Source organism: Tolypothrix sp. VBCCA 56010, assembly GCF_050875635.1.
Lineage (GTDB): Bacteria > Cyanobacteriota > Cyanobacteriia > Cyanobacteriales > Nostocaceae > Hassallia.
In genome coordinates, this window is record NZ_JBPAOH010000208.1 from 1 (window position 1) to 10,537 (window position 10,537).

Consider the following 10,537-nt stretch of genomic DNA (forward strand, 5'->3'; position numbering starts at 1 on the left):
GTGGGGGAGTGGGGGAGTGGGGGGAGTGGGGGGAGATGATGGAGTAGCAATTACCATTAACCATTACCCATTACCCATGCCCCATGCCCCATGCCCCATGCCCATTGCCCATTGCCCAATGCCCAATACCCCATTCCCTATTTCTCACTCCTGTTTGCCTACTCTTTTTTCCGGACTATTTTTATTGATAACGATTTAAAAGCATTTGTAAAAATTCTGCCGCAGTCAGGCGACTTTTAGGTGGGGAAACTTCATCATATGAGTCTACCCATCTGCCTTGGATAGTTTGGGGCGATCGCCACATCGATAAATGCTCTACTGGTGGATCTGCGTAAAAGTTATTTTGCCCACTTCCTAATATTTTAGAACTCCAGTGGGTGTCATAATCATGACTCATTCTGTGAATCGGGAAACTGCCCCACAGAGGTACTCCCCATCCATCTATAGCAATAAATGCTTTGACATCACCACCTAACATTTGCCACGAATACGCTGCGGCTATTGCCCCAACTACACCTGCACTAAAGCTGATGAATATAACTGGCGATTTAGGGCGATCGCCCAGGCGATTATTTAAAACCTCTAAAATATGAAATCCTGATAACGCCGAAAAACCATCAACGGGCACTTCCAGTATATTCACTGCTTTTTCTCGACTTTGAGAATATGTTTCTAGCCCCCCCGAAATAAACTTTTCCGTTAAGGCTGGCTCATGAATTCCAGGGCAAATAATTATGTTCATGTTTTCAACTAGCATTTTTTACACATAACCTTTATTGCCTAGTGCCTTTTATTGTCGTAAATATAACATTTTTACTTAATTATCTAAAAATGTATTAAACCGCACTCATAGAATTAATATTTTGAATTTTTAAGTCCACGTAGGTGCTATCCCCCTGGATGGGATACTAAAATACGAGTAAGGGAAAAAACAAAATTCCCTAGATATAAATGGTTACATTGAGGAATTAAATCGTGGTTGCTACGCCGGAAAAACTGGATCATAAACACGAGCATCTATCAGGTCAAGAGCGAGTAGCTGTATTGCTTATGGGTTACGGCGAAGTCGAAAGTTATGAAGACTTCGCTAACTATAACGAACAAGCTTTAAATCTACTGACAGCAAAATTTGCACCAGTACCAACGTGGATTTATCCACCTCTGGCACGTCTTTTGGCGTTATTCGATCGCCATGAATGGGGACACACGCATCATGATTTTATTTCCCCACATAACGCTATATTTGAAAAGCAACGCGCTGGTATTGAGAAAAATTTACAAGAAAAATGGGGCGATCGCGTTCAAGTTTTCAAAGCCTTCAACTTCTGCGCTCCTTTTCTCCCCCACCAAGTTTTAACAGAAATTCAAAATCAAGGGTTCGACAAGCTACTAATTTACCCGTTGCTGGTAGTTGATTCTATCTTTACCAGCGGCATAGCGATCGAGCAAGTTAACAATGCTCTTTCCCAAGTCGCTGATAATGAACACTGGGTTAAAGCACAGCGCTACATTCCTTCTTTCTACAACGAACCAGCTTACATCGATTTGATGGCTCATCTGGTTGAAGAAAAAATTAACGCTGACTTAGCCAGCGCGTACCTACCTTCTCAAATCGGTATTGTCTTGATGAATCACGGTTGTCCCCACAAAGCGAAAGGCTTTACCTCCGGGATTACCGAAAGTCAGATACTTTACGACTTAGTACGCGATAAGTTAATTAACCGCTATCCTCTCATCTCCGTAGGTTGGCTCAACCATGACACACCTTTAATTGAATGGACGCAGCCAAACGCCGAACAAGCTGCAAAAAACCTCATCCAATTGGGTGCGAAAGTGATTATCTTTATGCCGATAGGCTTTGCCACAGAAAATCACGAAACTCTCTTGGATGTTCACCACATTATTCACGCCCTAGAGAAAAAACATTCGGATGTAGGGTACGTACAAATGGCTTGCGTCAACGACGATCCTCAATTTCTAGCAGTGGCAGCTGAATGGGCAAATGCTCACATCGCCGAACTCTTATCAGAAAACGCAACAGCAGTTAATCCCCAACTAGCCAGCGGACATCATCACCACCACTAGGGAGATGGGGAGAGGGGGAGATGGGGAGACAAGGAGAGGGGGAGACAAGGAGACAAGGAGAGGGGGAGATGGGGGGAAAGAAGAATTATTCCCCTTGTCTCCTTGTCCCCTTGTCGCCTTGTCGCCTTGTCGCCTTGTCCCCTTGTCTCCCCTAACTCACGCCTCGCAATTTCCGGGTGTTTTCAACTAAACTTTGGGCAAATTCGTCAAAGCGTTGAGAAAGTTTATCATCTAAGAGCTTGCCTTCAGCGTTGAAAGCTTTCCAAACTTGTCCGATCGCTACTTGTTCGGGTATACACCAAGCATGAACCCATCTGAGAATTAATCTCATATCATTTAAAGCGTTGCTGTTAGGTTGTCCTCCTAAGACGCTAATTAATCCCGCTACTTTACCAGAGAACTGATCGAAGCTCATCAAATCTAGTGCATTTTTCAATACACCACTGACGCTGCCGTGATATTCTGGTGTTGCTAAAATTAATCCATCCGCAGAACTGACAGCATCCAGCATCCGTTTCACGTCGGGGTAATCTGGATATTCTTTTCCCCCGTCGCAAAAGGGTAACTTCATCTGCCTTAAGTCTAAAATTTCGACTTCTGCACCCAGCGCTTCTACTCTTTGCGCTGCTAATTCTAAAGCCATTTGGCTGTAAGAATCCGGTCTTAAACTACCTGCAATGGCAACAATTTTTACCATAAACCAACATCCTAATAAAGATTCAATAGCATTTTTCTAAATGCAAGTCGGAGTCATTACGAATAAATATATTTTAGCGATTATTATCGAAATGTGTACAATAAACCTCTTGCACTCAAAAATGGGTAATGGGTAATGGGTAATGGGTAATTGGGCATTGGGCATGGGGCATTGGGCATGGGGCATTGGGCATCGGATAAATTCTTCCTTGTCCCCCTTGTCTCCTTGTCCCCCTGTCCCCCTTGTCCCCTTGTCTCCTTGTCCCCCTGTCCCCCTCTCCCCCTGTCCCCCTGTCCCCCTTCCCCTTTCCCCTCTCTACAAATGAAGCCTATACGTCAAAGTTTATCGAAATCTGATATCCAAGTATCCTACTTAGAGTGGAATCAAGGTAAAGAACCGTTGTTACTATTGCATGGTTTAGCCGACAACGCGGTTGTTTGGTCAAGCTTGGGAGATTACTTAGCGGCAAAATACCATATAGTTGCTCCAGATATGCGCGGTCATGGAGAAAGTAGTAAGCCGGAAACAGATTATAGTTTTGAGAGTGCGATCGCTGACTTAGAAGCACTGATGGATCGTTTGGGATGGTCAAAAGCTCATGTTGTAGCGCATTCTTGGAGTGGTAAATTAGCTTGCATTTGGGCAAAGCAAAATCCAGCACGTTTGCGGAGTCTGATTCTCGTAGATCCGATTTTTATTTGGAAAATACCGAGTTTCTTCAAGGTGACATTTCCGTTGTTGTATCGTGTCTTGCCATTTCTCAAAGGAATGGGACCATTTGCCAGTTTAGAACAAGCGCAAATGCAAGCGCGTAAGTTAAATCAATATGCTGTTTGGAATTCTATACAGCAGCAAGTCTTTCAAGCTGGAATCGAACAAAAAGCCGATGGTAGTTGGGGTAGTAAGTTTACAATAGCTGCACGCGATCGCATTTTTGAAGAAGTCATGCGAGTTCCTGGATTAACAGTTACAATTGACACTCCCACTCTGTTTATCCAACCAGAAAAAGGTGTTAACCGTCAACAATGGCAACTTAAACCTTACAAAACTCATCTAACAAACTTAGACATCTGCCAAGTACCCGGTAATCACTGGGCATTTTTGACAGAAAGTCAAGCATTTAACTCGACCGTAGCAGCTTTTTTGAAGCATCATTCGTAGTAAGCGAGAAGATCGCTTATAAATATTCTAAATTACTCCCTTCCCGCGACAAAATTACCTATCTTCTTTTCCTTCCTCCTTCTCCTTCGGAGACGCTACGCGAACGTGTCCTTCTCCTTCGGAGACGCTACGCGAACGTGTCTTTGCGGTTCGTTAAATAGGTATTCTTCGAGCGGGAAGGGAATAATCTTTTTACTTTTTACTTGGAGCGAAGCGACATTCATGAGCTTTTGTATTAATCCAGTTTGCCCGAAACCGAACCACCCAGACAACGATGAGAACCGCTTTTGTCAAAGTTGTGGTTCCCAACTTGAGTTGTTAAAACGCTATCGGGTGTTGCGACTTTTGAGTGACAAAACTGGTTTTGGCAAAGTTTATGAAGCATACGAACAAGACACACCGAAAATTCTCAAAGTACTCAAAGAAGATTTATCAACTGATGCGAAAGCAGTAGAATTATTTCAGCAAGAAGCAGCAGTGTTGGGACATCTCAATCATCCGGGTATTCCCAAAGTGGATGGTTACTTTCAATATCAGACCAGAAATGGCTTGGTATTGCACTGCATTGTCATGGAAAAAATCGAAGGTCCCAATTTAGAACAGTGGCTAAAACAGCAGCAGAATCGCCCGATTTCTCAAGAACAAGCTATAAACTGGTTAAGACAGTTGTTAGAAATTTTAGCTCTGGTACATGCAAAACAGTATCTGCATCGAGATATAAAACCATCTAACATCATGATTCGCCCTGATGGGCAGTTAGTGTTAATTGACTTTGGTACAGCCAGAGAAGTTACCAGAACCTACCTTGCCAAAGTCAGCAGCGGTGGTGGGGGAATTACAGCAATTATGTCATCTGGCTACAGCGCACCAGAACAAATAAACGCTCAAGCTGTAGCGCAATCAGATTTTTATGCCTTAGGACGCACTTTTGTATTTTTGCTCACTGGGTATCATCCTTTGGAGATGTACGACAGCCATCATAACGTATTGCATTGGCAAAATCATGCCATGCAAATCTCACCGTTACTGTTAAATTTGATTGATTCGCTGATGGTGCGGGAAGTGAATCAGCGTCCAGCTACCGCTCAGGATATTATAAAACGGTTGGAGGCAATTGAACAACAATTAACAGGAACTATTGCGACTGTAAATATTGTCGGAAGTCCAAAAACTGCCCAATTACCGCAACCAACTACGACGACAATACCACCGCAGCCGCAAAAGCAGCCGGAAAAACTTCCTTTATTAGCATTATTTGCGGCGTTGCTAGTATCGTTAGGATTATTAGGTTTAGTAGCCTTAGCAACTCGTTCTTCTAAATTAGCTTCGTTACCTGAAGATTACGGACAAGCACCAGAAAGAAAAGGCAAAGTTGATTACTTTCCTTATGAAGAAGGTAAAGATAGTCAAGGCAGAGTTGCTGAATTTAACGTTGCTGTTTTATCAGTTGAATATAAATGGCAGCTTGGCAGTAATTATCAAGTTAAATATAACGATCAACTGATTAATCTGGACTCGTTAAAGTCTAATTTAGAAGAAGAAGGTATTCAGAGAATCATGGAAAATCCCAGTGAAATTATCTCTGTCGGTACAGCTTCTTGTGAAGGCAATGTAGAAGTCGAAGAAAAAAGAGCTTTTGAACGTTCTCAGCAATTACAACTTTTAGTTAAGAAAATATTTAGTAAGACGAGAAGCGTGCAAGGTTATCGCTTGTTAAATATGGGTCAATTTCAGCGGAGTGATTGTCAAGCAAATCAAGATTCAACAGCTTATCAAAGAAGTATTATTATTATTGGGGTGAAGAAACAATCGCAAGGTGTGATTTTAGATGAAGCGTTAAGAAATAGATTAGAGGAGAAGCCTTTTGCTGACTTTAAGTTAGAGGATTATTCGCTGGGTTCGGAAAAGAGATTTAAAACGATACCGAGTAATTTGTAACCTACTCAGAGGATGTCTGGAAGTCATGAAATTTACCTCTGAACCCCTCTCCAAACCTCTCCCCCACCTCTCCCTAACCCTCCCCTACAAGGGGAGGGAAGAGGAGCAGCTTTTATTACGGGAGAGGCTTTAATTTCTCCCCCTTCCCTAGCTCTTAAGGGGGTTGGGGGGTTAGGTTTAGTGTCTCCCACGGGGGAGAGTTTTCTAGGGTGTGTTATGGCTGAGGGTACGGCACTATCCCAGATTTTCTAGTTTTGTGGGGTATGTTATGCCTGAGGGTACGGCACTATCCCAGATTTCGGTGCGTTAGGACGTTCCGTCCATAACGCACCCTACCAGATTCAAACCAATAGACATCTGTTGAAAATGACGTAGGGACAATTCATGAATTGTCCCTACCAAGGGTTTCGGGGAACGCATAATTAAATTCTGGAGATGTCTAATGTGGATGACGAAAGGAGGTTAGGTTTCGTGATGTTTTTTCACATGAGGTGAAAAGTTAGGATGCCTTTGGTGTAGCACAATAACAAATATAGACTAACCACGCCCAAGCCGCAGTTAGTCTATATAGCAATTCTATTTCCACTATGAAAATTGACCCCGATTGAGATCCCCAACTTTTTAAAGAAGTCGGGGATCTTATTTTTTCAGGCTAATTGCTTTTAACAATTAGCCTTTAGCAACCCGAAGATGACATGACATGTGACTTTATGCCTGAGCCGATGTGTTAAAAGTATTACCACCCCCATCGGTATAGTTTCCATAAACGCTGGCGGGACTGTTGTTCGTAAATGTACTGCCCCTGATAGTCAATTTGTCTGCGGTGGAATTGTTGTATATAGCACCATCTCCCATAGTGTTATTACTAAACGAACTGCTATTCACTGTTGCTGTACCGCTAGAGATATGGATAGCGCTGCCACCACTATAATAAATCCCAAATTCCGTCTTTCCTGTTTGGGAATTATAGTAAGAATATGGATATCTTTTTGCCGAGTTGCCAGAGAAAATGCTACCAGTCACATTCATTGTGCCGCCAGATTGATAGATGCCCACTGTACCATTAGCAATGGTCAAGTTTTTGAAGTTAGCATTCACCGCGTTTACATCGAAAATAATGTAATTATTATTACCAATTAGAGCCAGGTTTGCCGCATTACCCCCATCAATCGTGGTGTCATTAGCATTAGTACCGGTAATAGTTGGCAGTGCAGTCGCGAGAGTGATTGTCTGCGGTTCTGTTGGGAGTTGGAAGGTGATAGTGTTAGCACCAGCAAAGGCGATCGCATTCAGCAACGCTTGCCGCAATGACCCTTCTCGCAATGTATAATCATTAACACTATCATTGGTGTTAGTTACCACTGTGTCATTAGCAGCAATAGTCACCGTCGCAGTCGCATTCGCATTGTTGTTGGTAGTATCGATGTTGTAAGCAGATCCATTAGCCAGATTCAGTTTCAGCGTCTCATCTGCTTCAGCTTGAACATCATCAGTAGCCGCGAGAGTTACATCCACATAAGACTGTCCGTCGGCAATTGTAACTGTCAGATTTGAATTATTGAGAGTAGCGTTACCAACTTTGAGAGTGTAATCATTTGCGCTAGCTTTATACGTGCCAGTGTCATCAATTGTCAAATTCACTGCCAAGTCGCCAGTGGTGTTCGCATCACCACGACTGATGCGGTAAGTGCCATTAGTACCTTCTTCGGAAGCAGTTGCATTAAATGCACTGATGCTGACAGTTGGTGGTTTGTCGTCATTAGTAATTGTCCCGGTGGCAGTCTTCGTAGCGCCTATGCTGTAACCTGTATTAGTACTATTAGTTAGAGTTAAGGCTACTGTTTCATCTGGTTCTACCACCTTATCTAGTTTGGGAGTCAGCGTCACTGTCGCTTTATCCTGATTAGGAGCGAATGTCACTGTACCAACTCCAGACTCAAAGCTGGCAGCACCCGACTGTGTGTAGTCATCCGCAGAGGCAGTTCCCTCAACTTTGAAACTTACTGTTAGGGCTTTATCACTCACAATAGAGCGGGTGAAAGTGTAAGCTAAACCAGTGCCACTGTCTTCTAAGACACTGTTGGGCGTAACTGTCAACGTCACTTCTGGTTCATCATTCTTAATTGTACCGATGGCAGTCTTCGTACTGCCTATGCTGTAACCTGTACCATCAGTTAGTGTCAAAATAACCTTTTCATCTGGTTCGACGACGTTATCCGTCACAGGAGTCACCCTCAGTGTCGTTGTTTTTTCACCAGGGTTAAACGTTATTTTCCCATTTGTTACCCCAAAGCTAGCAGCACCCGACAGTTTGTAGTCAGTCCCAAAAGTCGCACCTTCCTCAACATTGAAATTCACAGTTAAAGCGTTATCAGTTACACCAGCGCGGGTAAAAGTGTATACCAAATCTGTATTACTGTCTTCAAAGACATCATTGGAAACTGCCAGGGTGACTGATGTGTCGTCATTGTTAATTGTGCCGGTGACAGCATTCGCAGTGCCTATGCTGTAATTTGTTCCAGCACTATTAGTTAGAGTTAAGGCTACTGTTTCATTTTCTTCCACTAAGCTATCTGCCTTGGGAGTCAGCGTCACTGTCGCTTTATCCTGATTAGGAGCGAATGTCACTGTACCAATTCCAGACTCAGAGATGGTAGCACCCGACTGGGTGTAGTCATCCGCAAAGGCAGTTCCCTCAACTTTGAAACTCACTGTTAGGGCTTTATCACTCACAATAGAGCGGGTGAAAGTGTAGACTAAATTTGCACCACTGTCTTCTAAGACACTGTTGGGCGTAACTGCCAACGTCACTTCTGGTTCATCATTCTTAATTGTGCCGATGACAGCATTCGCAGTGCCTATAGTGTAACCAGTATCAGTAGTTAAAGTTAGAGCGATCGTTTCATCTGATTCTGCCAAGTCATCCTTGTTTGGAGTCAGGGTAACAGTCTTCGTTTTCTCATCAGCCTTGAAGGTTACGGTGCCACCTGTTGCTGCAAAAGTAGTGGGACCCGACTGGCTGTAGTCACTTCCAAAAGTAGCTGTTCCCTCAACACCGAAATTCACCGTTAGGTCATTATCAGTTACACCAGTGCGGCTAAAAGTGTAAACCAAACCTTTACCACTGTCTTCTAAGACATCACTGGGTGCAACTGCCAGTGTTACCGATGTATCATCATTCTTAATTGTGCCTGTGACAGGAGTCGTAGTGCCTACGGTGTAATTAGTACCAGTAGCCAAAGTTAAAGTAACCTTTTCATCTGATTCCACATTTGTATCCAGGGTTGGAGTCAGTGTCACTGTGGCTGTATCCTTACCAGCGCCAAACGTTACCGTACCAAGTTCAGATGCAAAGCTAGCAGCACCCGACTGGGTATAGTCAGCTTCTGTTACGCCAAAAAGCGCATCTCCCCCAATATTGAAATTCACCGTTAACTCGTTATTAATTACACCAGTGCGCTTGAAAGTGTAAGCCAAACCTGTAGGACTGTTTTCTAAGACAGTGTTGGACGCGAGTGCTAGCGTCACTGATGTGTCATCATTAGTAATTGTCCCGGTGACAGCAGTCGCAGTGCCTACGGTGTAATTATTACCATCAGCCAGAGTTAAAGCTACTGTTTCATCGCTTTCCACCAACGTATCCCCAACCGGAGTCAGGGTTACTGTCGCAGTACCCTCACCAGGCTTGAACATTACCGTGCCAATTCCAGGTACAATACCCGACGAGGAGGTACTTCCAGACGCAAAGGTAGCAGCACCCAACTGGGTATAGTCAGCATCGGTTCCGCCAAAAACCGCATCTCCGGTAACATTGAAATTCACCGTTAGGGCGTTATCAGTCACATCGCTGCGGGTGAAGGTGTAAGCTAAACCTGTATTACCGTTTTCTAGGACACTGTTAGATGTAAGTGCCAGCGTCACTGATGGCTTTTGGACTACATTGATGTTCACCTTGCCAGTAGCAATGCCGTCATACGAGTCAGTGATTTGATAATCAAAAGAGTCGCTACCGGTGAAGCCGCTGTTTGGTGTGTAGGTAAACGTCCCATCCTTGTTATCAACTATTTCTCCCTTAGCTGCTTTAGTAAAATTGGTGATGCTTAGGGTGTCTTTGTTGAAATCTGTGTCATTAGCGAGAACACTAATCTTAATAGCCGTTCCCTCAATGGTGCTGTTTGTATCATCCATCGCCATTGGTGCAGTATTCACACCAAAACGTTTTTCTACGGACTCACCATAAACAACAAAATGTTTATATGCACTGGGTAACTGTCCTTTAACCACAGCATCTGCCACATCAGAATATCGTTTCAGATACTGCTTATTGTCATACGAAGCAATTGCGTTACGACCTTCTTTTTCTCCAAACTCTAGAAAGTGTTCGATCGCTGTAATTTGACCGCTTTTTACTACTGCGGCTACATCTTGGTTTTGTTGCAAATAATAGCTGGTATCGAAAAATTTACCAGGGTTGCGACCTTCTTTTTCTCCAAACTCTAGAAAGTGTTCGATCGCTGTAATTTGACCGCTTTTTACTGCTGCGTCTATATCTGGGTTTTGTTGCAAATAATAACTGGTATCGAAGAATATATTAGGGTTGCGTCCCTCAATTTGACCGTACTGCAAGAAGTGTTCAAACGCTGTAATTTGACCGCT

8 protein-coding genes are annotated in these 10,537 nt (G+C 43.4%); 5 read left to right on the plus strand and 3 right to left on the minus strand.

The window, feature by feature from the left end; genetic code table 11:
- The coding region (locus tag AABK37_RS37415; protein ID WP_432556509.1) for a hypothetical protein at nucleotides 1–199 on the plus strand (199 nt) is incomplete at its 5' end.
- Here the strand turns inward: AABK37_RS37415 and AABK37_RS37420 are convergent.
- On the minus strand, nucleotides 182–742 hold the full coding sequence (locus AABK37_RS37420) for a hypothetical protein (protein ID WP_432556510.1): 561 nt from the start codon (nucleotides 740–742) through the stop codon (nucleotides 182–184). The genes AABK37_RS37415 and AABK37_RS37420 overlap by 18 nt on opposite strands.
- A gap of 233 nt (nucleotides 743–975) precedes the next feature.
- On the opposite strand from AABK37_RS37420, the gene AABK37_RS37425 reads away from it, so the two are divergent.
- The gene (locus tag AABK37_RS37425) at nucleotides 976–2,085 is read left to right on the plus strand and encodes a ferrochelatase (protein ID WP_432556511.1); all 1,110 of its coding nucleotides are present in this window, start codon (nucleotides 976–978) and stop codon (nucleotides 2,083–2,085) included.
- A 4-nt stretch (nucleotides 2,086–2,089) separates the two neighbouring features.
- Complete coding sequence (locus AABK37_RS37430) at nucleotides 2,090–2,275, plus strand: hypothetical protein (protein ID WP_432556512.1); 186 nt, start codon at nucleotides 2,090–2,092, stop codon at nucleotides 2,273–2,275.
- Here AABK37_RS37430 and AABK37_RS37435 read toward each other — a convergent pair.
- Nucleotides 2,237–2,782 (minus strand): NADPH-dependent FMN reductase, encoded by a 546-nt coding sequence (locus AABK37_RS37435; RefSeq protein WP_432556513.1) that lies wholly within the window; start codon nucleotides 2,780–2,782, stop codon nucleotides 2,237–2,239. The genes AABK37_RS37430 and AABK37_RS37435 overlap by 39 nt on opposite strands.
- Nucleotides 2,783–3,103: 321 nt before the next feature.
- On the opposite strand from AABK37_RS37435, the gene AABK37_RS37440 reads away from it, so the two are divergent.
- Together AABK37_RS37440 and AABK37_RS37445 are read left to right on the plus strand one after the other, a co-directional pair.
- On the plus strand, nucleotides 3,104–3,943 hold the full coding sequence (locus AABK37_RS37440; protein ID WP_432556516.1) for an alpha/beta fold hydrolase: 840 nt from the start codon (nucleotides 3,104–3,106) through the stop codon (nucleotides 3,941–3,943).
- Between the two features lie 222 nt (nucleotides 3,944–4,165).
- A complete protein-coding gene (locus AABK37_RS37445; protein WP_432556514.1) occupies nucleotides 4,166–5,881 on the plus strand; it encodes a serine/threonine protein kinase in 1,716 nt (571 codons plus the stop codon).
- Between the two features lie 708 nt (nucleotides 5,882–6,589).
- Here the strand turns inward: AABK37_RS37445 and AABK37_RS37450 are convergent.
- Nucleotides 6,590–10,537: beta strand repeat-containing protein (locus AABK37_RS37450; protein ID WP_432556515.1), on the minus strand; the 3,948-nt coding region annotated here is incomplete at its 5' end.

Bases quoted from the DNA above. Each gene is read 5' to 3' on its own strand.
- AABK37_RS37430 (WP_432556512.1), top strand. From the start codon at position 2,090: ATGGGGAGAGGGGGAGATGGGGAGACAAGGAGAGGGGGAGACAAGGAG.
- AABK37_RS37445 (WP_432556514.1), top strand. From the start codon at position 4,166: ATGAGCTTTTGTATTAATCCAGTTTGCCCGAAACCGAACCACCCAGAC.
- AABK37_RS37420 (WP_432556510.1), bottom strand. From the start codon at position 742: ATGAACATAATTATTTGCCCTGGAATTCATGAGCCAGCCTTAACGGAA.
- AABK37_RS37435 (WP_432556513.1), bottom strand. From the start codon at position 2,782: ATGGTAAAAATTGTTGCCATTGCAGGTAGTTTAAGACCGGATTCTTAC.
- AABK37_RS37440 (WP_432556516.1), top strand. From the start codon at position 3,104: ATGAAGCCTATACGTCAAAGTTTATCGAAATCTGATATCCAAGTATCC.